The sequence below is a fragment of the Bacillus sp. 196mf genome (assembly GCF_003217275.1).
Classification (GTDB): domain Bacteria; phylum Bacillota; class Bacilli; order Bacillales; family Bacillaceae_G; genus Bacillus_A; species Bacillus_A thuringiensis_S.
The window spans coordinates 194078-219304 of sequence record NZ_QJTG01000004.1 but is presented as its reverse complement, the minus strand read 5'-3'; the positions used below and the strand labels follow the sequence as shown (position 1 = coordinate 219304).

Here is a 25227-nt window from a genome sequence, read left to right as displayed (position 1 = left end):
TTTTCTTTGTGGGCTCATGTTCTGTCGGAATGTGCGCTTACCGGGGAAATAATAGAACAGTTAGAAATTAATTTCCGAAAGGGGGACTTATGTGAAGTATATTGAAATTGGCTTCGGAAATAGGTGGTTCGTTCGAACAGAAACTGAAAATAAAGATGGAACTGAATTTGAGGAACGAGGAATTATAAAACCTATTTATTTTGAGTCTTTATATGTACGAATTTGGTTTCGGAAAACGTGTTTTATTTTTGATACGAAAGAAGGGTTTAAAAAAACTAAGAAGAGGAGGATTGAATATAAATTTATAGTTGGAATTGTAAGTAGAATAAATAAAGAAAAAGTGTGCTGATATACGTTATTATATTGACCAGGAAATTCTTTGGACTTATATTAAATTCATAAAAAGCAATTTTACTAAATATAAATTGTTAATAAAACCACTAAAAATTATTATCAAGACCTAAAAGCTAAAAATCCTAAAAAAATAAAGGTGAGCGCATATTAGTCATGTATAATATGTACTCACCTTTATTTTCTTGTTCAAAGCACCCGTTAGTCACTCATGGAACATGGAATAAAGTGTGGTATTGATTTGAAATAAAGTTTGATAATTTATAAAAAAGATTGATAAAACCCTGTATTAATATAAGATTTTTCTTTTGCCCCTTAAATTTCAGTTGTATTGTTCAATTAAAGGGCCAGATTGTTGAGGAAACAGGAATAATAAGAATACTCAAAAGATTGTTTGTGAAGTGTTACACTTAAACTAACGGGCAGTTTAGCTTAAGTACATTTTTTCACAATTTTAAATGGGGAAGTTTCCCCATTTTTATACCAGCTTAACGTTGATTCGGGAATGTTGAACTTCGCTACCTGCTAATTGAATTCTACTTCATCTGGAGACCTTTAAATTAAAATGTTTCCTTTCTTCTGACAGACTTATTAAATTTCGAAAACAATCAATTCAATCATCTTTTCGTATAGAAAAACTTATTAAGAAACATGCACTAGAAAAAATATAAATCATATATAGGAGATATCCCGTTTGAATGCTTGAGGAGGATATTATGAAACCTATGTTACCTAGTGAAAAATATTTCGGTAATTTAGAACTAGTTTATGCATTTTATGGGGCTATGCCTACAGGTGTTACTGTTTCAGAAACCGGTCGTATTTTCATTTGCTTTCCGAAATGGGGAGACGATGTTAAATTTACGGTGGCGGAAATTTTTGAGGATAAATTGCAGCCTTATCCTAATTTACAAACCAATTTGGTTAACCCCGAGAATATCCCAATGACTTTCATCAGTGTCCAAAGTGTAGTTGCTGATGGAAGGGGAACGCTTTGGATATTAGATAAAGCGGCACCCAATTTTTCTGAACCTATTAAAGGGGGGGCAAAATTAGTCGCTGTTGATTTAGAAACCAATACAATAAGAAAAGTATATACCTTTACAGAAGATGTTGTCCTGCCTACAACTTATCTGAGTGATGTCCGTTTTGATTTTCGTGTTGGAAAAGCAGGTTATGCCTATATAACGGATTCTTCTTCAAGAGGACCAGGAGCTATTATCGTCGTAGATTTATCAAATGGAAACGCGTTTAGACGGTTAAATGGAGCAAATTCAACTTCACCCGATCCCTATTTTTTACCGAAAGTAGAAGGTCAAATTTTAATGAATCGAAACAAAGACGGTTCAACTTCTCCATTTAGATTGGCGTCTGATAGTCTTGCGATTTCTCCTGATGGAAAGATATTATTTTTTGCTCCACTAACCAGTCGGCATTTGTTCTCGATCTCAACAGAAGCCCTGAGAGACAGAACGATATCGGACATGAATTTACCTTATCATGTGGAGTATTGGGGAGAAAAAGGTGCGTCTGATGGAATGATCACTGATGCAAAGGGAACTGTTTATGCTGGAGATTATGAAAACAACAGTATCCGTAAGATATTGCCAAATGGCATAATGGAAACTATTGCACATGATCCGAGAATTTTGTGGCCGGATACTTTTTCAATTGGTCCAGATCAATATTTGTATGTCATTGTGAACCAATTACATCGACAGCCTAGATTTCATTATGGAAAAGACTTACGACAGAAACCTTATAGTTTACTTCGTATCAAAATTGATGAATTTCCTGCTCCGACCTTTTCATAATAAAAATAGTCAATTAATTGTTTTCATTGATAGAAAATGATCAAACTTTTTTATAAAACCAAAACATAAACCTGCTGGATAAGAATCCATTTTGATCAATCTTTTTCAAAATGGATTCTTTTTATTTACCATAGAATACGGGTTAACACGATATTTTTAATCAAACTTTATTTTAAAATTACGAAGGAACTCATGAATGTTTTAAAAAATATGGTGAAGTAGTAATACCCCAACTTATGAGTGAAATTAATGAAAAGTTAAAATGGGATGTTGTTAGTTATGTAGATCATAAGGAGTATGCTTTATGGCCACTACTAAAATATTTTAAAAAGATAATTACCTCAGCCTAAAGATATTAAAGAACTTGTTTGTAATATTCTATTTGAAGATTTTTCATTGAAAATCTCAATAGCTCTTTCACATATTTCTTAATTAATACAAAATCTTTCTGTTATCCAATAATTAAGTTCAGAAAATGTAAGGCTTTGTTCTATTTTCTTACCTTGGGAATATTGTTTTAAAACATTATTATTAATAGAAGTCGGAATGCCATCGATATAACCGAAAATCTGAATTTTCTTTAATACAGGAGATATACGCCAATCATTAGACTTTGTAATGAGTTCTTTCATACTTGATAAATGTATTGGATCTGTATGTAAGATTTTTGCTGGACCTGGATTTCTAGCAATTTTAATCCTATTATTTGAGACTTCACAAGTGAAAGTTTCTCTTACATTACTTACTTGAAATGCTTCATAAAGTGGATAAGCTTGGAATAAAGGCGCACAGTAACCAACATCGACATAATAAGGTTGCTCTAAATTAACTCGTAAACATAAATGTCCAGGATCCATATACATACATATAATGAACATCAAAATCAAGATTGGATAGTAACCAATGGAATCCAATTGAGTGTGTCCAACAAGTACCGCCCAAACCTTTTGTTGTAATACGGTTTATGTATGTCTCAATGTAAGGAAAATAATCCTCTGTTTCATTACTTTTTTCCCAGTCAATTATTTTAGTAAGAGTTTCCCACTTTACCTTTTCTTGATGAGCTTTAATAAGCTCATTTAAAAACTTTAAGCTAGTAGGTTGTTTTGTAGCACCTAAAAACGATAGAAACTTGTTTACAAGTTTTTCTTGTGACATGTTCTTATCCTTTCTATATAGTAGTTTGTATTAAGAATATTATACAATTAATATCAGAAAATACAGTTATTAATAGGTTAGGAGAGAATTGTATGTCAATGTCGCTATATTATAAAAAAATTCGTGAGCAATTAGGCCATGAACTAATTCTAATACCGAGTGTAGCTGCTGTTATTAAAAATGAGCAAGGGAAAATCTTATTTCAATATCCTGGTGGAGAATACTGGAGTTTGCCAGCTGGAGCAATTGAGCCTGGAGAAACTCCAGAAGAAGCGGTAGTTCGTGAAGTGTGGGAAGAAACGGGTTTGAAAGTGCAAGTAAAAAAACAAAAAGGGGTATTTGGAGGGGAAAGGTTCCGTCATATATATCCGAATGGCAATCAAGTAGAATATATTGTTGTTGTGTTTGAATGTGAAATTACTAGTGGAAAACTGAAATCGATAGATGGTGAATCTTTAAAACTACAATATTTCTCATTTTCTGAAAAGCCTACTTTAGCACTACCATACCCAGATAATATATTTTTATAGATGTAAAATAGCACACCGTATTTATTGCAGGTGTGCTATTTATATAACCCCGTCGTATACATCTCCGTCAATGTATGTACTATCTCTTCTAACTCAAATTTTTTATCATTTTTCACAATTGCCCAAAGAAACATCTCATTCATTGCGAACCAAGCACGTGCTACAATTTCTTTATTTAATTCAGGCTGTGCTAATCCACTTTCTTGAGAGTATGTAATATCCTGCGTAATATTGTTTATGAAGCGTTCCCGTATCTCGTCCCATTTTTGACGTATCTCTTTTGATAATCCGATTGCTTCTTCTACAACTTGTAAAATAGCTCGTTCTTTCTTTGCTAGTTGTAGAAATGCTCTAACTTGATTTTGAATCATTTTATGTGCTTCTTCCTTCGTTTGAGGCAAAAAGGAGCGCTTGGCAATATCATAAAATTGATTCATAACATCTTCCATTAAAACGGTGAGGAGATCATCTTTGTTTTTAAAGTATACATATGCTGTTCCGTAACCAGTTTCTGCATGTTTAATAATTTGTGTAATTGTCGTTTTTTGAAATCCGTTATTTATAAAAATAGTGTAACCAGAGTGTAATAGTTTTTTCTTCGTTTCTAAGGAGCGGTGTTTTCTTGATGAAAGGGTACTGTTTTTCAAAGAATCACCTCTTTATACTGAAATATCTGAAAATATAACTGTATTGTAAAAGAAATTCATATATAAAGTCAACTGACATAATATCATTGACGTCGTATCAATTGAGGTGATATATTTCAATTAGTTAGAATAAAAAGAAAATTAAGAGAAGGTGACACCATGTATAAAGAACCATTTCAACCGAATTATGAATATGCGCTTGAATGTGATAAACATGATGAACTGAAAGATTTTCAAACTGAATTCTATAAAAAAGAAGGAACGATATATTTAGATGGAAACTCATTAGGACTACTTTCAAAAAGAGCAGAGAAATCATTACTTACGTTGCTAGATTCGTGGAAAGAGTATGGCATTGACGGCTGGACAGAAGGTGAGCACCCGTGGTTTTTCCTTTCAGAGAAATTAGGTAAACTTACAGCCCCTCTTATTGGTGCTTTACCGGAAGAAACTATTGTAACCGGTTCTACAACTACAAATATACACCAAGTTATTGCGACGTTTTACGAACCAAAAGGAATACGTACAAAAATACTTGCGGATGAATTAACTTTCCCATCAGATATTTATGCACTTCAAAGTCAAATTCGTTTAAAAGGATTAGATCCAGAGGAGCATTTAGTAAGAGTGAAAAGCCGAGATGGTAGAACACTTTCAGAAGAAGATATTATTTATGCGATGGAAGATGATATCGCTTTAATTTTATTACCTTCTGTTTTATATAGAAGTGGTCAAATTCTGGATATGAAACGTTTAACAACGGAAGCTCATAAACGCGGCATTCACATTGGATTTGATTTATGCCATTCAATAGGATCTATTCCGCATCATTTCAAAGATTGGGATGTCGATTTTGCTGTTTGGTGCAATTATAAATATTTAAATGCAGGACCGGGTGGCGTTGCAGGAATTTATGTAAATAATAAACATTTTAATAGACTACCAGGGTTGTCTGGATGGTTTAGTTCTAGAAAAGATAAGCAGTTTGATATGGAGCATACATTAACAGCCGCTGATCATGCAGGTGCTTATCAAATTGGTACACCTCACGTTTTAAGTACAGCACCATTAATTGGTTCACTTGAAATTTTCAAAGATGCTGGTATTGAGCGTTTACGTGAGAAATCTTTACATATTACGAGGTACATGCTGAATTTAATTGAACATGAATTAAAAGATTTCGAATTTACAATTGGAAATCCATTAGAGGATGAAAAACGAGGCGGGCACATTTATTTAGAGCATGCAGAAGCAGCACGTATATGTAAAGCACTAAAAGCAAATGGAGTAATTCCAGATTTTAGAGCGCCAAATGGGGTGAGACTTGCGCCGGTCGCTTTATATAACACATACGAAGAAGTGTGGAAATCTGTACAAATATTAAAGAAAATTATGAAAAATGAAGAGTATAAGCAGTTTGAAAATAAGCGAGAGGTTGTGGCATAAATATGAAAACATCAGAGTGGATTGATATTTCACAACCGCTAAATAATAATATTGCAACGTGGCCAGGAGACACACCGTTCTCGTATGAAGTTTCATGGTCAAAAGAAGAAAGTGGCTCGGTAAATGTCGGAAAGTTAACGATGAGTATTCATACAGGCACTCATATTGATGCACCATTTCATTTTGATAATGATGGAAAGAAAGTATTAGATTTAGATGTTCAAGTTTATGTTGGTCCAGCACGGATTATTGACGTTTCTAATTTTGAAAGCATCGGGAAAAAGGAATTAGAAAGCTTTCATTTAGAAGGTGTAGAACGATTATTATTACGTACATCTTCACATGGAAAAGCTGAAGAATTTCCAGATGTGATCCCTCATTTACGTGCAGACATAGCACCTTTTCTTTCAGAGAAAGGTATTCGTTTAATCGGAGTAGATGTACCATCAGTTGATCCGCTAGATGATAAAGAATTAGCAGCACATCATCAATTATTTAAACATGGAATTCATATTTTAGAAAATGTCGTACTAGATCATGTAGCAGACGGTGATTATGAACTTATTGCATTACCACTTGCATTAACTGATGCAGATGGAAGTCCAGTTCGAGCCGTTATTAGACCAATATAAGTAGAATCATATAAAAGGGGCGTTTGGCTAATATGAAAGAAAATGAAAAAGTAATTATGGAAAAAGGGATTCATACGGATTTTAAAGAGAATATGACGTATGGGGAGTATTTACAATTAGATAGTTTACTATCTTCTCAAAAAAGATTATCGGACCATCATGATGAAATGTTATTTATCGTTATTCACCAAGCAAGTGAGCTTTGGATGAAGCTCATTTTACATGAGCTAAATGCGGCGATTGAATCTATTAAACAAGATAAATTACAACCAGCTTTTAAAATGTTAGCACGTGTATCAAAAATTCAGTCTCAAATTATTCAATCTTGGGATATTCTTGCGACATTAACACCATCAGAATATATTGAGTTTCGTGATTCACTCGGTCAAGCTTCAGGTTTTCAATCGTATCAATATCGTATGATTGAGTATGCACTTGGCTATAAAACGCCACACGCATTAAAAATTTATGAAAAGGATCCAGAATTACATGCACGACTTCATAAAGCGCTACATGCACCAAGTCTATATGATGTCGCGATTCAAGCATTAGTAAAAGAAGGATTCCCTATTCATAAAGATGTGTTAAACCGTGATATTACGCAACCTTATGAAGAAGATGCAACAGTAGAAGCAGCGTGGTTAGAAGTATATGCGGATGTGAAAAAATATTGGAATTTATATCAGCTTGCTGAAAAATTGATTGATATTGAAGACTGGCTACAACAATGGCGTTTTCGTCATATGAAAACAGTAGAACGAATTATTGGACATAAAATGGGAACAGGTGGATCCTCCGGTGTTTCTTATTTAAAACGAGTACTTGATCAACAATTCTTCCCAGAGCTGTGGAATGTTCGTACGAAATTATAAAAATAAACCTGTCAGTTCATTATGACTGACAGGTTTATTTTTATTTGAGCACAATTATGTTTAAAATGAAGGAACAAGATATAATAAATGGAGTAACTATTTAAATGGAGGTAAAGTTTTTGGATTTCAAGCAACTAGAAAATAAATTCGAAAAGAAAAAAGTGAATACATTTCTTGTTTATCAAAAAGGGGAATTAACAACTGAGTACTATAAAACACTTGAATGTGCAAATAAATTATATAAAATAAATTCGATTACAAAAAGTATTGTATCTTTATTAATTGGTATTGCTCTTGATAAGAGCTATATAAATGATATACATACACCGATTACAGAGTGGATTGAAAATGTACCTGGGGAAAAACATGATTTGACGCTTTATCACTTATTAACAATGACTACTGGTGAGGATTGGAAAGAGTTTGGAAATGGAGTAGTATTCCCAAATGACTTTGTAGAATCAGAGAACTGGGTACAGTACATATTAGAAAAGCCAATAATTGAAGAACCTGCTACAAAAATGAATTATAATTCAGGTTCTTCTCATTTACTGAGCTATATTATTCAAGAAGCTACTGGAATGTCGACAGAGCGGTTTGCAAAGAAATATTTATTTGATCCATTAGAAATTAACGAATACGAGTGGCAACAAGATCCGCAAGGTATATATGTCGGCGGCTTCGGTATGAAAATGAAATCTACCGATTTATTAAAATTAGGAAAGTTATGTTTGCAAAATGGATATTGGAATGAAAAAGAAATTGTATCAGCGAAATGGTTAGAAGAGTCAAGTAGGGCTCTATTTGAAACATATGAACATGTCGGTGCATATGGATATCACTGGTGGGTATTAGATAACGGAAGATTTCACATACCGTATTGTATATATTTTGCTATGGGATACGGCGGACAATACATCGTTATCATTCCTCAGTTAGAAATAGTAGCTATTATAAGTAGTCATATGCCAAAACGTGGGCTTGTTCCATTAAAACTATTTATTGAGCATGTACAGGGAAATTCTAATTATATATAAGAAAAGGAGGGAATGTATGAAGGATGAAAAAATTTTATCTTTATTTAGATTATGTTTAAGTCTTCTAGTGTGTAGCGCCATTATTACGCAATTCATAATTAGGGCACAAGTGAAGCCGTTTAATCCAGTTAACTTTTTTAGTTTCTTCACTATTGAAAGTAACATTTTAGTTGCATGTATTCTCCTTTTAAGCAGTATCGGAACAGCTACATTTGGTCGCTCAGAACAGTTTAGTATACTTCGTGGTGCGGCAACGGTATACATACTTACGACAGGACTCGTTTATTTTTTGTTACTAAGAGGGTTAGAAGAGTCACTTCAAACGGCAATACCATGGGTAAATACTGTGCTACATTATATCATGCCGATTGCAATGCTTTTAGATTGGATTTTAAATCCACCTATTAAGAAAATCACTTGGAAACAAGCTGCAAGTTGGCTCTTATTCCCGTGCTTTTACGTTGTATATAGCTTAATACGTGGTCCAATCGTGAATTGGTATCCATATCCGTTTTTAGATCCGAGAATAGGTGGATATGGTAAAGTACTTTTATATAGTATAGGGATAGCTGTAGTAATTGGCGCTATTTGTATATTGGTAAGATTTTTAGGGAATCGAAACTTTAGGAAAGAATTTTAGAAATGCAAGGAACCCCACTGTTTCCATTTTTAACAGTGGGGTTTCACTTTATCTACTCGTCTTCTGAAACGACAACTTTATAAATTTCTCCGTCTTCGTTTCAAATTCTACATCAACAAAAACACCATATTCTTTTCCATCTTCACGTAACCACAATTTAAATTTTTCAACAGTTATTTGAACTGTTTTTGGTTTTCTACCTATATGAAGATAGTCAATAATTTCTGCTTTTGGGTATTGTTCTTTCGTCTTTTCTACGGCAAGTTTACCCCATTTGGCATACGGCGGCTGCGCATGAACAATTGATGAGTCTGTATATATATTTGAACATGTTGTTAGGAACAGAATGACGAGTGCGACACGTTTTAACGATTTCTTCATGATGAACTCCTTTCATCCTTTTTTTATATTGTTTACATATTTTTTCAACGATATTAGTTTGGATTTTTTTGTCTTCTTTACATAAAAGCGAGGCTTTTACAAAACATAACCAAGAAATCATTTCCGTAATTAAGGAGGGAAAATTATGCGCCAAAAAGCTATTTTTAAAATAGCAGTTTTACTTGCGTTCATAGGACTGTCTTTAATGGTCAGTAGTATACAACTAAAGAATGTAGAAGCTTTTTCTAATCAAGTTATTCAAAGAGGAGCATCTGGCGAAGATGTCATTGAACTGCAATCTCGTTTGAAATATAACGGATTTTATACGGGAAAAGTGGATGGTGTTTTCGGATGGGGTACATACTGGGCACTTCGGAATTTTCAAGAGAAATTCGGATTACCCGTTGATGGTTTAGCTGGAGCTAAAACGAAGCAAATGCTCGTGAAGGCAACGAAGTATGACAAGTCAACTGCTAATAAAGGGACAACAACGAATAAAGGAAATAGCGGCGGAACTGCACAAGAGAATAAACCAACTCAAAATAAAGGGACAAATGTTCCGAACGGTTATTCTCAAAATGATATTCAGCTTATGGCAAACGCAGTATACGGCGAATCACGTGGTGAACCGTATTTAGGACAAGTTGCAGTAGCTGCCGTTATTTTGAATCGTGTTACAAGTGCGTCATTCCCAAATACTGTTTCAGGTGTAATCTTTGAGCCTAGAGCATTTACAGCAGTAGCCGATGGACAAATATATTTAACGCCAAATGAAACAGCAAAAAAAGCAGTTTTAGATGCGATTAACGGATGGGATCCAACAGGAAATGCTTTATATTATTTCAATCCAGATACTGCGACTAGTAAATGGATTTGGACTCGTCCACAAATTAAAAAAATCGGTAAACATATTTTCTGTAAATAGAGCGGAGGTGGGACAATGTTACGAGGTATTATCATTGTATTATTAACAGTCGGTGTAGTAGGAACAGGCTATTGGGGCTATAAAGAGCACCAAGAGAAAAATGCGGTTTTAATTCGAGCGGAAAATAGCTATCAACGTGCATTCCATGATTTAGCATACGAAGTCGATTTATTACACGATAAAATTGGCACAACACTTGCGATGAATTCACGATCATCTTTATCACCTGCATTAGCGGATGTATGGCGTTTAACATCTGAAGCTCGCTCAGATGTTGGACAACTTCCTTTAACATTAATGCCATTTAATAAAACGGAAGAATTTTTAGCGAATATCGGTGATTTCAGTTACCGTGCAGCCATTCGTGATTTAGAAAAAGAGCCGTTAAATGAGCAAGAATATAAAACGCTACAAACTTTATATTCAAATGCAGGAAATATACAAGATGAACTAAGAAAAGTACAACATCTTGTTTTGAAAAATAATTTACGCTGGATGGATGTAGAAATGGCACTTGCATCAAATCGTGATCCAGCAGATAACACAATTATTGATGGATTGAAAACTGTAGAGAAAAACGTAACATCATATTCTTCTACAAACTTCGGACCGACCTTTACAAGTGCGCAAAAAAATAAAAAAGGCGGATTTGAAGCGGAAGGAAAGGCAATTTCTAAAGATGAAGCGGCGAAAATTGCCAAATCGTTTTTAAATTTAAAAGGAAATGAAAAAGTAGATGTAGAGAAAAGTGGAAAAGGTGCGAAAGAATCCTTCTATAGTGTGAAAATTAAAGATGAAGCAACGAACAATGAGTTCTATATGGATATTACCGGAAAAGGCGGATATCCAATTTGGGTTATGAATAACCGCGAAATTAAAGAACAGAAAGTTAGTTTAAACGATGCAGGTAGTAAAGGTTTAAAATTTTTAAAGGACCATAAGTTTAATAATATGGAGCTTTATGATAGCTCTCAATATGATAATGTTGGTGTATTTACGTATGTAGTAAATGAAAATGGAGTACGAATTTATCCAGAAGCAATCCAAATGAAAATTGCTTTAGATGACGGTTCTATCGTAGGGTTCTCCGCAAAAGAATATTTAGCGTCACATCAAAAACGAACAGTTCCATCGGCAAAGCTAACTGCAGCAGAAGCAAGAAAGAAAATCAATCCGGATGTAAAAGTAATGGAAGAACGTAAAGCTGTAGTAGTTAATGATTTGCATAATGAAGTACTTTGCTATGAATTTGTAGGTACTTTAGGAAAAGATACGTACCAAATATTCATTAATGCTAATAGCGGGGCCGAGGAAAAGGTAAAGAAAATGCAAGCTGTTGAAAAAATTTATGATTAAACCTTAAAAGTGAAGTGGTGAAAATAATGAAAACTCTAATATATATATTAATGCTTTGCTTCGTTATAACTGGATGCAGTATTGGAACAAAAGAAAACCAAAACGAAAAGCCGAAACAAAAAAATGTTTCAATGAAAAATGTTAATTATACGAATAAATCAAATAAGCCAAATGAAAAAGCGGCAGATCATTTAGCATCTTTAGCAGCAAGTGTGCCAGGTGTGAATGATGCGACAGCGGTCGTTGTTGGAAAATATGCTATTGTAGGTATAGACGTAAAAGCAAAACTTGATCGAACTCGTGTTGAATCAATTAAATATTCTGTTGCAGAAAGTTTAAAAAATGACCCTGACGGTGCTAATGCAGTCGTTGTAGCAGATGTTGATACGTATGAACGCCTCAAACAAATCGGAAAGCAAATTAAAAAAGGAAAAACAGGTGAAGGTATACTAGATGAATTAGCGGCTATTGTGGGACGAGTAATGCCACAAGTTCCAAATGATATGATTGAAAATCGAGAAACGAATCCAATTAAAGATAATGATAAACAATTACCAAAAGATGAAGAACAAGAGTTAAGAAAAGAACAGGATGATCAATCAAATAATCATTTGAATAAATGAAATTAGCCTCGTACTTAATTGTGCGAGGTTTTTAACTATAATATTAAATATTCAGTTTATTTTTAAGGGAATATATGGTTTAATTATGATGGGAGGGACAACTGTTATGATGAAAAAAAGCGCATGTATATTGTTTAGTTTATGCTTAGGTTTCAGTATGACAGCGTGTGAAAAGAGAAAAGAAGTGAAAAATCAAACAGCAACTTCTTCTACTGTGATGGAAAGGCAACAGAAAGAATCTATCAATATAAATCATTTCTCGAACATAAATGAAGGAATGACTTATACAGAAGTGAAAGATTTAATTGGTTTTGAAGGGGATTTACTTATAGAAGAAGGGGTAGAACATTCTACACAAATTAAACAAATTTTTGCTTGGAAAGGAAACAATCCAAATTCATTTGTTGAAATTACCTTTTTAGATGGAAGAGTGCATTCAAAAGCACAGCAAGGTATAAGTTAATAAGCTAAAAAATGGGAGAGTTTAGTATGAACATACACACAGGGGAAATTCAATTAGTTCCGTATAAGGAGAAATATAAAGAAGTTATACAAACATTTACTTTACCAAGTGAACAAGTTCAGTTTACAGCAGATCCAAGCGCATTACTGGAAAAAGCAAAAAGTGATCGTACAAAAAATGTGATTGTTATTTTAGATTACAATGGCGTACCGGTGGGTCTTTTCGCATTGGAAACGGGAGATAGAGTAAAGGAGTTCACAGATAATGAGGATGCTTTACTTTTAACGTCATTTTCTATTAATCACAATAGACAAAGAAAAGGATTCGCTAAAAAGTCATTGTTATTATTAGAAGAGTTTGTAAAACGCTATTTTCCAATAAAAAATGAAGTTGTACTTGCTGTGAATGAAAGAAATATTCCTGCACAAAATTTATATGCAAAAGTGGGCTTCGAGGATAAAGGTTTTAGAAGAATGGGACCAATTGGCCAACAAATAATAATGCATTTACCTATAATGAAATAATGAGATAGAAAACTTACTCTTGAATATTCACGTAGTAGGTTTTTTTATTTTAGTAATATATAATATATGTATATAAAATGAAACAGAAATGAAGGATATAAAAAATGAATCAAGATAGAAAATGGAATATCGTTGGGGGAAGAGTGATTAAAACTGGGATTGCAGTTTTTCTTACAGTGTTAGTTTGTGAATTTTTTAACATTCCAACTATTTTTGCTGTAATAACAGCAATTGTTACAATTGAACCAACTGCAACAGACTCAATAAAAAAAGGGCTTATTCGCTTTCCGGCCTCAACAATTGGATCGGCATATGCCATGACGTTCACATTTTTCTTAGGTCATCAAGCAATTTCTTATGCATTAGCTGCGATGTTTACGATCGTTACATGTCAAAAACTAAGGTTACATGCGGGAACATTAGTCGCAACTTTAACTGCTGTAGCTATGATTCCAATTACGGCAGATCATTATTTCACTGCATTTTTAATTCGTTTAGCTACTACATCTACTGGTATTATAGTATCTACTTTAGTGAATTTTTTCATTTTCCCACCACACTACACGAAAACGATTTTTGGATGTACAGAGGATCTATTTGCTAAAACAGCAAATATTATGGAAGAATGGATTACTGCATTAGTTGCAGGAAAAGGTATGAAAAAGGAGACCGCTCAGGGTTTATCTAAATTGACTGTATTATTGCATAAGGCGATACAATTTGTTCAATATGAGCAGAAAGATTGGAAATATCATCAACATACAAAGAAGGAAATGAGAAGCTTTTTAACCATGCAGAACCAACTTCATATATTACAGCAAATCATTTACCATATAGATAATTTAGCTCGAGTGTCAATTGAGACTTGTGACTGGTCACAAAGTGAAAGGGAAATATTACAACGAACAATTCATTCTATAATTGCTATATTGAGAAAACGTTGTAATGAAATTGATGAGGAACATTTGAAACTTATTGCTGAATTAGACAAGCAATTTTGGAGTTATAAAAATGATTTAAAAGATTATAAACCAAATCATTATCATCACCATTTTTCAAGTGAGTCTATTATTTTATTTGAGGTATTATCTATTCATGATATGTTAGAAGAATTAAAACAAATATCCGAGAAATATGAGTGGGAAAATTGATTCAATTGATAAGTTTATTTTATTGTGAGGGGAATAATATGACACTTTATATTGCATTACTAAGAGGAATCAATGTCGGTGGACATAAAGTAATCAAAATGGCTGATTTAAAACGAGTGTTTGAATCAATAGGGTTAAAACAAGTGAAAACATATATACAAAGTGGTAATATCGTGTTCGAATCTGAGGAAGATATAAACTTTCTAAAGGACCGAATACAATCTGAAATAAAAAATGAATTTGATTTCGATGTTCCAGTCATGCTAAGAACATATGGTGAATTTATAAATATTATTAAACAATGTCCGTATGAAGTTCATTCATTGTTAGAAGGAGAAAGTGTTCATGTTGCTTTTTTAGCTAATGTACTTTCTGAAGAGGAAAGTAGTCAATTGCTTACATTTAAAAGTGAACTTGAAGATTGCTATATAGATGAGAAGGTTGCTTATTTGTTTTTCAAAAATAGCATTCGAAATTCTAAATTAATGAACCAGTTTCAGAAGTTACATACACCAGCTACAGTTAGGAATTGGCGTACTGTGAATAAATTAAAAGCAATTGTAGAGAGTATGTAAATATAAAAAGATGAGGTTTTCTACATGTAGAAAACCTCATCTTTTTACTTATATTGTTTTGCAACTATGAGTTCGACAATAGGATAAATAAAGAATGAAGAGCAAATTGCGATGAACAGAGGGAGGTTTTTAACGCCATCTAAATTAGCCCCCATAGAAAATCCTTCGGAGAAGATTAATAAAAGGAACATTACAACTACAAGCACAAAATACGCAATTTTAAAGCTTTTATATGTAATTTGTTGGCCCATTTCATCTTGACTTTCTTCTGATACACCGTGGGGATCTCCCCAAGTAATGTGATTAATTAAATTACTAAGTATTAACGAGATAGCAAAAATCGTACCACCCAAAATAGAACCTTCAGTGATGTATTTATATGTGCCATGTACTAGTATTGCAATTAATGCTAAAACAATGATTATAAAAATAGTTTTTTTAGTATTCAATAAATAATTGCCCCCCTCGATTGTAAAAAACTCTTTACAAATATAAGTATAAAATTGGAAAAGCATCATGTCAAATACTTTTTACATATAATATGTAAGTATGCAATATTTTGGTTTTATGATAAATAAAAAATTACAATACATTTGAATGTAAAAGAATGGGCTCGCATATATTTGGAAGGGATGTCAGATTAATTTAGGGGGTAGTTATGTCTATACTTTTAAAAGCTGGTGCAGATGCAGGAAACAACGGTTTGAAGTTAATGGTGAAAGGGCAAGACCCTATTTTTATTCCGAGTATTTATTCTTTATATATAGGTGAGCCTACAGGACTCTTAGACGAGGTAGATGTTTCATTATCTGAATTAGAAAACCACATTGATGTGACTATAAGTTCGCCATCGTTAATGCTAAATAATGTACGATACATCGTTGGAGAAAAAGTCATTCAAGATCAATTAAAAGGTACTGAGGTAGAGAAGAAATCAAATAAGTCAACGGATGAGTTAATGGTTATTACAATACTATCAGGTTTGGCGGTAAGCGCTATGCGTCAAAGTCCAACTTCTAGCCATATTAATATTCGATATGATTTATCTGTCGCTCTTCCTATGCAGCTTATTACACAAGAAATAGCTGCTGAAAATGCAAAACGTTATATGGGAAATCATAAGGTTATTTTCCATTATCCGAACGGACGCGATGTGACAATTAATGTTTCAATTGAGTATTGTAAATGCCTGCCTGAGGGTGCTTCTGGGACGTGGGGCATTGTATACGATGAAGAAGGAAATGTTGTGAAACATAAAATAGAATGTGAGCAAAATCAAGTTTCTGAAATTGATTTTGTAGATAAAACTCTACTCTCTTTTGATATTGGTGCAGGGACGACAGAAGAAGTCGTTTCATTAGGGGTAAATTTCCGTCCGCAACTAAGTAAAGGTTTATCTTATGGTGTAAAAGAGACGTTACTACAAATCATTACGAGATGGAACCGGAAGTATCCAACTAAGACGATTGATAGTATTACAGAATTCAATCAAATTTATTTAAATGATAAGCATCCGAGAAATACCTTATTAGTTGAGGAATCACAGCCAGCGCTATTAGGTTTAGCAGCACGTGTTGCAACAGATATTATAAATAAAATTGATGATATGAAAGACGATCCATACGTGTTTATTTATGGCGGGGGTGCAGTAATTATTAAAAACAGTTTAAAAATGATTTTAAAGCAAAAAGGACGACTCAAAAATGTAATCTTTGTAGATAATCCGTTATTTACAAATGCACGAGGATTATTAGTTTATACTTGTTCGCCAAAATATAGAGAGCATAAGCAAAAAGAGTTAGGATTTACAAACTTAACGATAAGTTAGTTGGTGGAAGTATGCGATCTAGGCGATATAAACGTGGTGATCGAGTAAAAATCAATATTCATAAATCGGTATCACCTGAAATGCTTGCGTGGCTGAATAAACAATCAAATCCAACTAATTTCTTCTTTTTTGCTGCGCAGCAATTATTTAAACAAGTAGGAGATATTGACGTTTCAAAAGCTTTACCAAGCAGCCATGTTTTCTCATTATATGTGGAGCCTTCATCCTTATTAAAAGTCGAAGTAAACCCTTTTAAAAACATGACACTAGAAGCAAATACATCCACCGAAAATGCAAAAAAAAAATTATGGGAATCTGTTGATCAATTAGATTGTCCATTTTTTTAAACATAGAAAAATATAAGAAGTCCCATCACTATACATACGAATACAGTGATGGGTTTTTGTTTGTAAATGGAATGGGCACAATGCAATTTGTGCCCATTCTGTTAATTATTTGTTTGTCTAAATTTCAGATGTATGTTTAGAAACGGCAGTAATTATGCTTTCCCAATCATTTGGATGATTTTCATGACCTGCCCCTTTAAGAGTTAATAGTACTGAGTTTGGAATTTCATCAATTAGTGCGAGGCCATGTTCAAATGGGAGTGCTGTATCGTCTGTTCCGTGAATAACCAATGTTGGTGCTTGTATGGAGTGAAGTACACCTTCATATGCATCATCACCTTGAAGTAAAGCGTGATTAAACATACTTAATAAATTGTTTGCGCGTTCTATTTCTTGTTTTACTTGTGTATAAACTCTATTTTCATCAAATATTCGTTCTGATCCACATAATAGACGAGATCCTGAAACTAAATATTCTGCCACATCATTTTTATTTGTCCAATCTATACTTGCGCTCTTTACATGATGTGTTAAAATCCTTTCATCCATTGGGGGTAAATCGCGAGTATTATTATCAGATCCTATTACACTAGTCGCTAGTAAAGTTAGCGTCAAAATTCTTTCGGGATGTTTTACAGCGGCAATTTGAGCAATCATACCACCTAATGACATACCAAAAAGATGGGCTTTATCAATATGATAAGCGTCTAATACCCCGATTGCATCTTCAGCCATATCTGTTACTGAATAATTTGAAGTGCCAGGTTCATATGTAACAGAGCGTCCAACATCGCGGTTATCAAAGCGAATAACAAATTTCCCTGTGTTCGCCAACTGTTCACAAAATTCTTCATCCCAATATATCATTGAACAAGTAGCTCCCATAATTAATAAAATAGCGGGATCATTAGAGTTACCGAAGCTTTCTGTACATATATCAATACCGTTTATTTTAAATATCTTTTCACTCATAAAGTTAGCCCCATTTCTTTTGAATTTAATTAATAATACAGTTTTGAATAATTCTAAGATGTGTGTAAGATTCTTTTTGAAATTCATCCCGCTATTTGCCGGGCAGTAAGAGCCCGATTGGTGAGGAATGATTAAAGTTTTAATTTATAATGCTTTTTGCATAATTACCCCCAAAAATAAGTATATGGTAATTCAAGGCAAAAAATTTTGAGAAATAATTGTATGTTATTAAAATAAACAGCAAGGAGGAGAGGAAATGAAAGCAATTGTTATTGATCAATATGGTAGTGTTGAAGAATTAAAAGAAAGACAAGTTTTAAAACCGATTGTTAAGAATAATGAGGTATTAATACGTATTCATGCAACATCTGTTAATCCAGTTGATTGGAAAATAAGAAAAGGTGACTTACAAGAACAGTTACGCTTTTCATTTCCAATCACTTTAGGATTAGATGTAGCTGGAGTTATTGAAGAAGTTGGAGAAGATGTAGAGTGCTTCAATATAGGAGATAAAGTGTTTACGAAACCTGAAAATATAGGAAGCGGCTCTTATGCTGAATTCATTGCAGTACAATTAGATTTAGTATCACATATGCCTAATAATATTAGTTACGAAGAAGCAGCTTCTATTCCTCTTGCAGGACTTACAGCGTGGCAAAGTCTTGTAGATTACGCAAAAATAAAAGAAAATGACCGTGTATTCATTCATGCTGGAGCTGGTGGCGTTGGAAGTTTGGCAATCCAAATCGCAAAATCATTTGGAGCTTTTGTTGCCACGACTGCTAGTAGTAAAAATAAAGAATTTTTACAGTCTTTAGGAGCGGATCTCGTTATTGATTATAAAAAAGATAAATTTGAAGAACTAGTATCAGATTTTGATATTGTGTTAGATACAATAGGTGGCGAAGTGCAAGAAAAAAGTTTTCGAATTATTAAACCTGGTGGTGTTCTAGTTTCCATTGTTCATGAACCACTACAAAAAGTAGAAGGAATAAAATCAGGATTTTTATGGCTAAAACCAAATGGAAAACAATTAGAAGAATTATCAGCTTTAATTGTAAACGGAAAAATCAAACCAATCATAAGTAAAGTGGTGCCATTTAATGAAGCAGGAGTTCGAGAAGCTCATATTTTGAGTGAAGGACAACATGTTAGAGGAAAGATTGTAGTTAAAGTGGAATGATAATAAAGATTACAGCTTATAGAGTAACTAGATTTGAATAACGAAAAAGCTCAACAATAGATAATATCCCATACTATACATTTTCATTTGCGGGTATTATTTATTGTTGGCTATTGTGATATTACTTCTAACAAATACTGTTTCGTATTGTATCGTGTAATTTCTCTAATCCAATTTCCATATCTTTCTCGTTTAACATTGAATAGCTAATTCTTAATTGGTTATCATTTGTTTCGTAATTTAATAGACAAGCTGTTCCTGGTAAAAAAGAGACATCTACTTCATTTGCTTTTTGTAATAAGGTAAAGGGATCTATCGAATCAGGCAGTGTCACCCATAAATTAAAACCGCCATTTGGTATTTCAAAGTTTAGTTCTTTTAATGGCGATAATATATCAATTGTTAAATCACGTCTCATTTGTAAAGCTGTTCGTAATTTTTCTAAATGATTTTTCATACGTTCCGCACGTAAAAACGGTAGAAGTGCCTTTTGTGTTAATAAAGGACTACCGATATCCATCGAACCTTTCACTGCATATAGCCATTCAAAAATAGGGCCACCGGCAATAAGTGCTGCAATACGCAATCCTGGTGCTAACGTTTTACTAAATCCTTTTATATATATTACGTGGCCATCCTTATCAAAACTTTTGATTGGAGGTGGTACTACAGCATCTTCAAAATATATTTCTCCGAAAGAATCATCTTCAATGATAAAAAATTGATATAGCTCCGCTAGTTCTATAAGTTCCATTCTTCGTTCTTTACTCATTACTGTACCTGTCGGGTTTTGGAAGGTCGGATTCGTATACAATAAAACGGGATTTTTACTTTGACAAATATCATCAATTAAGTCGGAGCGAACTCCATGATTATCAAGAGAAACAGGAATGATTTGAACACCTTTATTGATGAAAACATCAAGCGCGGCACTGTAACACGGACTTTCTACTAATACAGTATCTCCAGGTTTTAATAATGTTTGAGCAATTAAATCAATTCCTTGTTGTGCTCCGCTTGTAATTAATAATTGAGATGGGTCCGTCACTAATTTCTGGTGTTCATTTAAGTAATTTGCTATTTCAACTCGCAATTCATAATCGCCTTGAACTGGCCCATATGTTGCTAACAACATCGGATTTTTATCTAGCAATTTATGCATTTCGTCTGCCAAAAATGGATTTGGTAACAGACGGGGATACAGAATTGCTTGTGAAAAATCATAATATTTACGGTGTTTATTCATTGCATATTGAGAACGCATAACATTAATAGATCTTGATTGTTGCCATTTATACGGTATCGGTTTGAAATCTTTCTTTACACGTTTATATATGTAAGCACCTTTTCCTTGTTCGATGCGTATATACCCTTTCGTTTCTAACTGTTTATAAGCTTTACGAACAGTTAATACATTGATTTGTAAATCTGTGGCCATACAACGTAAAGAAGGAAGGGATTCACCATGTGAAAGCATACCACTTTGTACTCTTTCAACAATTTGCATATATATTTGCTTGTAATACGGTATGTTTGATTCTTTACGCAATACAATCTTCATAGGTTCACCTATTTTTCTTTTTAATTTAATTAAAGCGAAAAATATATAGGGAATCAACTACAACTTGAAGTAACTGTTATATGTACCGATACACTGTTATACACCATAGCCTCTATACTCATTTTAAGAGTAAAAAGGAGGAAGTAAAATGGTCATTTTTAATTACATTTTAGTATGTATTATTTTCGGGACAACATTTTTAACGATTAAAATTGGAATTGAAGCAGGGGCGCCACCGTTGTTTTCAGCAGGAATTCGCTTCTTTTTAGCGGGTATAATCCTTATGATTATTTTTAAATTAAAGCGAAAAGAAATTATGCCACATATATTTTCAAAACGTATTATGTATGCTGGATTTTGTTTAACATTTATGACATTCGCAAGTTTATATTGGTCAGAACAATATATTTCTTCGGGATTAGCTGCTGTTCTTTCTGCTACGGGACCAATGATGATTTTATTAATACAAGCAAAGAGGAATAGGGAGAAATTACAAAAGGAACAACTCGTTGCCTTAGTTATTGCACTAATAGGTGTTATATTTGTTTCTTTACCAGGAATGCATCAACAAGTAAGTTTCATATGGAGTATTGCTTGTATTGTTTTAGTTATAGGAGAGTTATTTTACGGAATAGGCTCTATTCGTTCGAAAGAAATACTTTCAGATTTATCAAATGTATCACCATTTCTTATTAACGGAATTCAAATGTTTTATGGAGGGATTTTACTATTAATCGCATCTATTATTGTAGAACAACCAAATGTAACTGTATTAACTTCATGGAGTGTACAATGGCCTATTTTATATCTCATATTTATCGGATCGATCGGTGGACACGGATTATATTACTGGCTCTTATCAAAAACAAACCCAGTATTTCCATCGACGTGGTTATATGTATCACCATTAATAGCAATTATCGTAGGTTATATCGTATTAGGAGAACCCTTAAATCCTACAATGGGAATGGGAGCTTGTCTTATATTGATTGGTGTATTTTTGGCCAATCGTTCAACACTACGGACTTATTTCAAAAAAGGGCGGTTATTAGAGAAGGAGATGTAGTTTAATAAAGCAACAGCCCTGTATATTACAGGACTGATAAAATCAAAAACACAGTTGGAAAAATAACCAACTGTGTTTTTGATAATTAATTCACTTTTTTAATAAAGCCTTTATAATGACGTTTTACAAGCTGGCTTTCTAACGTCTTCATAGTTTCTAGTGCTACACCGACAATGATAAGTAAGCTTGTACCACCAATTTGAGCAGAAGGTGGTAACGTAGCAATTTTCGTGAATACGAGCGGTAATATAGAAATTGCACCTAAGAAAATTGCACCAATAAATGTTAAACGGTATAAAATTTTAGTTACATATTGTTCAGTTGCTTTACCAGGACGAATACCAGGAACATATCCATTTTGCTTTTTCAAATTCTCAGCCATTTGTTCAGGATTTACTTGAATAAATGCGTAGAAGTATGTGAAAGCAACGATAAGACCGACATAAAGTGTCATTCCAATTGGATGTGCGAAATCAAGATTTGCAACTAACCATTTTGATACGCTTGAATCAGGGAAGAGCTGCGCAATTGTACGCGGCGTCATTAAAAATGCAGAAGCAAAGATAACTGGTATAACACCAGCACTATTTACTTTAAGCGGTAAATGAGTGTTTTTTGCTCCTTGATATTGATTGTTTCCTGAAACAGCTTTTGCATATTGGATCGGTATTTTACGTACAGCTTGTTGAATGTAAATAACACCAACAACTATCGCTAAAATTACGAGTCCAATTAAAACAATTTTTATTATGTGCATAAATAGCTGATCGCCAGCATTTTGGAATTGTTGTAAATAAATTTGATTTGCAACATTTGGAATCGCGGCAACGAGACCTGCGAAGATAATCATCGAAATACCATTACCAACTCCGTTAGCGGTAATTTGTTCGCCTAACCAAAGTAAAAATGCAGTACCTGCAGTTAAAACTGTCGCAATAAATAAGTATGTAGTCCAGCTTTGATCTGTTATTAATTGTCCACCTGCTATATTATTAAAGCCATAAGACATTCCGATGGCCTGTATGAATGCGAGAATGATTGTAAAGTATCGAGTGAATTGAGCTGATTTCTTACGGCCCATTTCTCCTTGCTTTGCCCATTCCGAAAACTTAGGTATAACATCCATTTGTAGTAATTGTACTATGATGGAAGCTGTAATATATGGTGTAATACCTACAGCAAAGATTGAGAAATGTTGCAATGCTCCTCCACCAAATACGTTTAACATACCTAGAACGTTAGCTTGATCTTGTACTTTTAATACCTCTGCGTTAGTATGAGGAACTGGAATAAACGTGCCAATTCGAAAAACGATTAACATCGCTAGTGTAAAAAGGATTTTCCTTCTTATCTCAGCTACTCTCATGAAATTTGAAATCGTACGAAACATTATGTCGCCTCCTATATTTTTATCAGTAAAAACTGATTATTATACCCTATGAAGTAACCACAAACCTCCTTCCGCACTAAATTCATTTGACAAATGGATTTTCATACACTTTGTAGTTTTCACGGATATAAAAATATAAGGTGTTATATAAGCGACCTTTACACTTTACGTAATCATTCAATACCCATAATATATCGAATAAATTAACAAATGTACATACATACGCATTAAAAATGAATAAATAGGGCCATTTTTTACATTTATTTAATGATAAATTGATAGGACATTATACTGGTAAATGCGCTTCGTATATTCCTTTAATCAATTAAAATCCTCCACCTTTTTATTTTCTTACAATTAATATATCGATTTAAAAAGAATGTAAAATCAAATAAAAGTATGAAAGTACATACTACTTTAGTAGTAGTAATAGTAATCAATTATATTTCAATTAAAATTCATCTCCCGCTGATTAAAGTTTCACTTTATATGATTAGAGAATTCTTTTAATTTAAGAAGGAATAAATGTAAAAAAAAGCTAATTAAACAGTGTACATATTTATAGGGGAGAAGATATAAATGAAAGTTGTTATAAAAAAATTACCACCATTAGAAGTAGCGTATATAAGACGAACTGGTAGCTACTTTGAACCGCAAGATCACTGGGGGAAGTTACTGAACTGGTCAATTGAAAATAAACTGTATCCACCAGAGCAATCATTTATCGGAATATCATTAGATAATCCTGAACTTGTTGCAAGTCATAAGTGCCGGCATGATGCATGTGTTACGATTCCTGAAAACTTCGATAAAGAAAAGTATCATGACGTGCAATTTAAAAGATTAGATGGAGGTACATATGGTCTATACCAGTTCTATGATGAACCTCATAAATTAAGTGAAGCGTATCAATACATGTATGCAGAGTGGCTACTAAATAGTGAGTATGGTGCAGATTATGATAGAGATAATTTAGAGTTTTGCTTAAATAATGTTGCTGAAGATCTAGAAGGAAAGTTAAAGGTTGATTTATTTGTGCCAATTAAAAACATACAAAAAAACAAATAACTTCATTTGTGGCTTTAAAATGAAATTGGAATAGTAGTGAAAGAAAATCTGTTTTCGAAGATAATATTTTTAGCGTAGAAATTTAAGTATGTAGGTTGCAATGAAAGGAGAATCCGCATGGATACATTTGTAAATGAAAAGTTTTATGAAACGAGAAATCAATTAGTTGAGGAAATTTCTTTGTTGAGTGATGCTCAATTTAATAGGAAACCAGATAAGGATAAATGGAGTATTGCACAAGTTTGTCATCATTTAGTTTTATTAGATGAGAGAGTGATAACAGTTATTTCCTCAGGGTTAAAAAAGTTAGATAGTACCCAAAATGTGCGTAAAGAAATTCATACTATTTTATTAGATAGAACGAAAAAGTTTATAGCTCCAGAAATGATTGAACCAAGTATAGAACCATTTGAAGTGGAGCAAATGCTCAATATGCTAAACGAATCAAGAAAAGAATTGATGCGTTTCCTGAGTACAATAGAAGATGAGTCTGTATTAGCGAAAAAATCAGTGATGCATCCAGCTCTTGGAGAATTGCCCCTTGATCAGTGGATAGAACTGATCTATTTGCATGAACAGCGTCATATGTTACAAATCAAAGAGATAAAATTGCTTTGTGAAATTGAAAAGTAAAAATTATTCCCTAGTTATTGATACGTATTATAAACAAGGAAAATGGTTGATTCA

The 25227-nt window shown here is 33.2% G+C and carries 27 protein-coding genes and 1 pseudogene; 21 read left to right on the top strand and 7 right to left on the bottom strand.

Features of this window, described 5'->3' with window-relative positions; translation table 11 throughout:
• The first annotated feature begins 91 nt into the window (after nt 1-91).
• Nucleotides 92-349 carry a DUF3977 family protein gene (locus ATL10_RS09455; RefSeq protein ID WP_000873825.1) on the top strand — a complete coding sequence of 86 codons (258 nt, stop codon included), beginning with the start codon at nt 92-94 and terminating at the stop codon, nt 347-349.
• A gap of 718 nt (nt 350-1067) precedes the next feature.
• Nucleotides 1068-2165 carry an L-dopachrome tautomerase-related protein gene (locus ATL10_RS09450; RefSeq protein ID WP_110496825.1) on the top strand — a complete coding sequence of 366 codons (1098 nt, stop codon included), beginning with the start codon at nt 1068-1070 and terminating at the stop codon, nt 2163-2165.
• 428 nt (nt 2166-2593) lie between these two features.
• Here ATL10_RS09450 and ATL10_RS09445 read toward each other — a convergent pair.
• A pseudogene (locus ATL10_RS09445) lies at nt 2594-3323 on the bottom strand (arylamine N-acetyltransferase family protein).
• Nucleotides 3324-3415: 92 nt separating this feature from the next.
• Here ATL10_RS09445 and ATL10_RS09440 point away from each other — a divergent pair.
• Nucleotides 3416-3853, top strand: coding sequence for an NUDIX hydrolase (locus ATL10_RS09440; RefSeq protein ID WP_000062935.1), 438 nt, complete (start codon nt 3416-3418; stop codon nt 3851-3853).
• Nucleotides 3854-3888: 35 nt separating this feature from the next.
• On the opposite strand, the gene ATL10_RS09435 is transcribed toward ATL10_RS09440, so the two are convergent.
• Complete coding sequence (locus ATL10_RS09435) at nt 3889-4500, bottom strand: TetR/AcrR family transcriptional regulator (RefSeq protein ID WP_000798544.1); 612 nt, start codon at nt 4498-4500, stop codon at nt 3889-3891.
• 159 nt (nt 4501-4659) lie between these two features.
• Here ATL10_RS09435 and kynU point away from each other — a divergent pair, with 159 nt between their 5' ends.
• From kynU to ATL10_RS09410, 5 genes are all read left to right on the top strand, one after another.
• A complete protein-coding gene (gene kynU, locus ATL10_RS09430; RefSeq protein ID WP_000276261.1) occupies nt 4660-5946 on the top strand; it encodes a kynureninase in 1287 nt (428 codons plus the stop codon).
• Nucleotides 5947-5948: 2 nt separating this feature from the next.
• Nucleotides 5949-6578 carry an arylformamidase gene (gene kynB / locus ATL10_RS09425; protein ID WP_000858069.1) on the top strand — a complete coding sequence of 210 codons (630 nt, stop codon included), beginning with the start codon at nt 5949-5951 and terminating at the stop codon, nt 6576-6578.
• A gap of 32 nt (nt 6579-6610) precedes the next feature.
• Nucleotides 6611-7450: a tryptophan 2,3-dioxygenase gene (gene kynA / locus ATL10_RS09420; RefSeq protein WP_000661957.1), complete on the top strand. Its 840-nt coding sequence runs from the start codon at nt 6611-6613 to the stop codon at nt 7448-7450.
• A 119-nt stretch (nt 7451-7569) separates the two neighbouring features.
• The gene (locus ATL10_RS09415; RefSeq protein WP_098256602.1) at nt 7570-8487 is read left to right on the top strand and encodes a serine hydrolase domain-containing protein; all 918 of its coding nucleotides are present in this window, start codon (nt 7570-7572) and stop codon (nt 8485-8487) included.
• A gap of 16 nt (nt 8488-8503) precedes the next feature.
• Nucleotides 8504-9127 (top strand): Pr6Pr family membrane protein, encoded by a 624-nt coding sequence (locus tag ATL10_RS09410; RefSeq protein WP_000650960.1) that lies wholly within the window; start codon nt 8504-8506, stop codon nt 9125-9127.
• A 48-nt stretch (nt 9128-9175) separates the two neighbouring features.
• Here ATL10_RS09410 and ATL10_RS09405 read toward each other — a convergent pair whose 3' ends face one another.
• Nucleotides 9176-9508 carry a DUF3889 domain-containing protein gene (locus ATL10_RS09405; protein WP_016512695.1) on the bottom strand — a complete coding sequence of 111 codons (333 nt, stop codon included), beginning with the start codon at nt 9506-9508 and terminating at the stop codon, nt 9176-9178.
• Nucleotides 9509-9653: 145 nt separating this feature from the next.
• On the opposite strand from ATL10_RS09405, the gene sleB reads away from it, so the two are divergent.
• From sleB to ATL10_RS09370, 7 genes are all read left to right on the top strand, one after another.
• Nucleotides 9654-10433 carry a spore cortex-lytic enzyme gene (gene sleB, locus ATL10_RS09400; RefSeq protein ID WP_100910207.1) on the top strand — a complete coding sequence of 260 codons (780 nt, stop codon included), beginning with the start codon at nt 9654-9656 and terminating at the stop codon, nt 10431-10433.
• Nucleotides 10434-10448: 15 nt separating this feature from the next.
• On the top strand, nt 10449-11789 hold the full coding sequence (ypeB, locus tag ATL10_RS09395) for a germination protein YpeB (protein ID WP_016081334.1): 1341 nt from the start codon (nt 10449-10451) through the stop codon (nt 11787-11789).
• A gap of 26 nt (nt 11790-11815) precedes the next feature.
• Nucleotides 11816-12412: a YhcN/YlaJ family sporulation lipoprotein gene (locus ATL10_RS09390; protein WP_110496799.1), complete on the top strand. Its 597-nt coding sequence runs from the start codon at nt 11816-11818 to the stop codon at nt 12410-12412.
• Between the two features lie 106 nt (nt 12413-12518).
• Complete coding sequence (locus ATL10_RS09385; RefSeq protein WP_016512697.1) at nt 12519-12875, top strand: hypothetical protein; 357 nt, start codon at nt 12519-12521, stop codon at nt 12873-12875.
• An 11-nt stretch (nt 12876-12886) separates the two neighbouring features.
• Nucleotides 12887-13399, top strand: coding sequence for a GNAT family N-acetyltransferase (locus ATL10_RS09380; RefSeq protein WP_072938688.1), 513 nt, complete (start codon nt 12887-12889; stop codon nt 13397-13399).
• Between the two features lie 104 nt (nt 13400-13503).
• Nucleotides 13504-14550 carry an aromatic acid exporter family protein gene (locus ATL10_RS09375; protein ID WP_097923863.1) on the top strand — a complete coding sequence of 349 codons (1047 nt, stop codon included), beginning with the start codon at nt 13504-13506 and terminating at the stop codon, nt 14548-14550.
• A gap of 38 nt (nt 14551-14588) precedes the next feature.
• A complete protein-coding gene (locus tag ATL10_RS09370; protein ID WP_000177384.1) occupies nt 14589-15125 on the top strand; it encodes a DUF1697 domain-containing protein in 537 nt (178 codons plus the stop codon).
• A gap of 44 nt (nt 15126-15169) precedes the next feature.
• On the opposite strand, the gene ATL10_RS09365 is transcribed toward ATL10_RS09370, so the two are convergent.
• Nucleotides 15170-15574, bottom strand: coding sequence for a hypothetical protein (locus tag ATL10_RS09365; protein WP_001093141.1), 405 nt, complete (start codon nt 15572-15574; stop codon nt 15170-15172).
• A gap of 209 nt (nt 15575-15783) precedes the next feature.
• Here ATL10_RS09365 and ATL10_RS09360 point away from each other — a divergent pair, with 209 nt between their 5' ends.
• Entirely contained in the window at nt 15784-16953 is a 1170-nt protein-coding gene (locus ATL10_RS09360; protein ID WP_000025622.1) for a ParM/StbA family protein, read from the top strand.
• An 11-nt stretch (nt 16954-16964) separates the two neighbouring features.
• Nucleotides 16965-17300 carry a hypothetical protein gene (locus ATL10_RS09355; protein WP_001257761.1) on the top strand — a complete coding sequence of 112 codons (336 nt, stop codon included), beginning with the start codon at nt 16965-16967 and terminating at the stop codon, nt 17298-17300.
• Between the two features lie 117 nt (nt 17301-17417).
• Here the strand turns inward: ATL10_RS09355 and mleBCA are convergent, their stop codons facing one another.
• On the bottom strand, nt 17418-18272 hold the full coding sequence (gene mleBCA / locus ATL10_RS09350) for a BCA family alpha/beta fold macrolide esterase (RefSeq protein ID WP_063547478.1): 855 nt from the start codon (nt 18270-18272) through the stop codon (nt 17418-17420).
• A 256-nt stretch (nt 18273-18528) separates the two neighbouring features.
• Between mleBCA and ATL10_RS09345 the strand changes: the two genes are divergently transcribed.
• Complete coding sequence (locus tag ATL10_RS09345; RefSeq protein ID WP_000644564.1) at nt 18529-19455, top strand: NADP-dependent oxidoreductase; 927 nt, start codon at nt 18529-18531, stop codon at nt 19453-19455.
• Nucleotides 19456-19582: 127 nt separating this feature from the next.
• Here ATL10_RS09345 and pdxR read toward each other — a convergent pair whose 3' ends face one another.
• The gene (gene pdxR / locus ATL10_RS09340; protein WP_000706779.1) at nt 19583-21016 is read right to left on the bottom strand and encodes a MocR-like pyridoxine biosynthesis transcription factor PdxR; all 1434 of its coding nucleotides are present in this window, start codon (nt 21014-21016) and stop codon (nt 19583-19585) included.
• A gap of 148 nt (nt 21017-21164) precedes the next feature.
• Between pdxR and ATL10_RS09335 the strand changes: the two genes are divergently transcribed.
• Nucleotides 21165-22082 (top strand): DMT family transporter, encoded by a 918-nt coding sequence (locus ATL10_RS09335; protein ID WP_000234339.1) that lies wholly within the window; start codon nt 21165-21167, stop codon nt 22080-22082.
• 85 nt (nt 22083-22167) lie between these two features.
• On the opposite strand, the gene secY is transcribed toward ATL10_RS09335, so the two are convergent.
• Nucleotides 22168-23472: a preprotein translocase subunit SecY gene (gene secY / locus ATL10_RS09330; protein WP_000490135.1), complete on the bottom strand. Its 1305-nt coding sequence runs from the start codon at nt 23470-23472 to the stop codon at nt 22168-22170.
• Nucleotides 23473-24051: 579 nt separating this feature from the next.
• Here secY and ATL10_RS09325 point away from each other — a divergent pair.
• Complete coding sequence (locus tag ATL10_RS09325; RefSeq protein WP_000869614.1) at nt 24052-24540, top strand: AraC family transcriptional regulator; 489 nt, start codon at nt 24052-24054, stop codon at nt 24538-24540.
• Nucleotides 24541-24657: 117 nt separating this feature from the next.
• The gene (locus ATL10_RS09320) at nt 24658-25173 is read left to right on the top strand and encodes a DinB family protein (RefSeq protein WP_000379380.1); all 516 of its coding nucleotides are present in this window, start codon (nt 24658-24660) and stop codon (nt 25171-25173) included.
• Nucleotides 25174-25227: the final 54 nt, after the last annotated feature.

What these genes read in the sequence shown, in the direction of transcription:
- ATL10_RS09450 (WP_110496825.1), top strand. Translation starts at nt 1,068, where the DNA reads ATGAAACCTATGTTACCTAGTGAAAAATATTTCGGTAATTTAGAACTA.
- ATL10_RS09440 (WP_000062935.1), top strand. Translation starts at nt 3,416, where the DNA reads ATGTCAATGTCGCTATATTATAAAAAAATTCGTGAGCAATTAGGCCAT.
- kynU (WP_000276261.1), top strand. Translation starts at nt 4,660, where the DNA reads ATGTATAAAGAACCATTTCAACCGAATTATGAATATGCGCTTGAATGT.
- kynB (WP_000858069.1), top strand. Translation starts at nt 5,949, where the DNA reads ATGAAAACATCAGAGTGGATTGATATTTCACAACCGCTAAATAATAAT.
- kynA (WP_000661957.1), top strand. Translation starts at nt 6,611, where the DNA reads ATGAAAGAAAATGAAAAAGTAATTATGGAAAAAGGGATTCATACGGAT.
- ATL10_RS09410 (WP_000650960.1), top strand. Translation starts at nt 8,504, where the DNA reads ATGAAGGATGAAAAAATTTTATCTTTATTTAGATTATGTTTAAGTCTT.
- ATL10_RS09405 (WP_016512695.1), bottom strand. Translation starts at nt 9,508, where the DNA reads ATGAAGAAATCGTTAAAACGTGTCGCACTCGTCATTCTGTTCCTAACA.
- sleB (WP_100910207.1), top strand. Translation starts at nt 9,654, where the DNA reads ATGCGCCAAAAAGCTATTTTTAAAATAGCAGTTTTACTTGCGTTCATA.
- ypeB (WP_016081334.1), top strand. Translation starts at nt 10,449, where the DNA reads ATGTTACGAGGTATTATCATTGTATTATTAACAGTCGGTGTAGTAGGA.
- ATL10_RS09390 (WP_110496799.1), top strand. Translation starts at nt 11,816, where the DNA reads ATGAAAACTCTAATATATATATTAATGCTTTGCTTCGTTATAACTGGA.
- ATL10_RS09385 (WP_016512697.1), top strand. Translation starts at nt 12,519, where the DNA reads ATGATGAAAAAAAGCGCATGTATATTGTTTAGTTTATGCTTAGGTTTC.
- ATL10_RS09380 (WP_072938688.1), top strand. Translation starts at nt 12,887, where the DNA reads ATGGGAGAGTTTAGTATGAACATACACACAGGGGAAATTCAATTAGTT.
- ATL10_RS09375 (WP_097923863.1), top strand. Translation starts at nt 13,504, where the DNA reads ATGAATCAAGATAGAAAATGGAATATCGTTGGGGGAAGAGTGATTAAA.
- ATL10_RS09370 (WP_000177384.1), top strand. Translation starts at nt 14,589, where the DNA reads ATGACACTTTATATTGCATTACTAAGAGGAATCAATGTCGGTGGACAT.
- ATL10_RS09360 (WP_000025622.1), top strand. Translation starts at nt 15,784, where the DNA reads ATGTCTATACTTTTAAAAGCTGGTGCAGATGCAGGAAACAACGGTTTG.
- ATL10_RS09355 (WP_001257761.1), top strand. Translation starts at nt 16,965, where the DNA reads ATGCGATCTAGGCGATATAAACGTGGTGATCGAGTAAAAATCAATATT.
- mleBCA (WP_063547478.1), bottom strand. Translation starts at nt 18,272, where the DNA reads ATGAGTGAAAAGATATTTAAAATAAACGGTATTGATATATGTACAGAA.
- ATL10_RS09345 (WP_000644564.1), top strand. Translation starts at nt 18,529, where the DNA reads ATGAAAGCAATTGTTATTGATCAATATGGTAGTGTTGAAGAATTAAAA.
- pdxR (WP_000706779.1), bottom strand. Translation starts at nt 21,016, where the DNA reads ATGAAGATTGTATTGCGTAAAGAATCAAACATACCGTATTACAAGCAA.
- ATL10_RS09335 (WP_000234339.1), top strand. Translation starts at nt 21,165, where the DNA reads ATGGTCATTTTTAATTACATTTTAGTATGTATTATTTTCGGGACAACA.
- secY (WP_000490135.1), bottom strand. Translation starts at nt 23,472, where the DNA reads ATGTTTCGTACGATTTCAAATTTCATGAGAGTAGCTGAGATAAGAAGG.
- ATL10_RS09325 (WP_000869614.1), top strand. Translation starts at nt 24,052, where the DNA reads ATGAAAGTTGTTATAAAAAAATTACCACCATTAGAAGTAGCGTATATA.
- ATL10_RS09320 (WP_000379380.1), top strand. Translation starts at nt 24,658, where the DNA reads ATGGATACATTTGTAAATGAAAAGTTTTATGAAACGAGAAATCAATTA.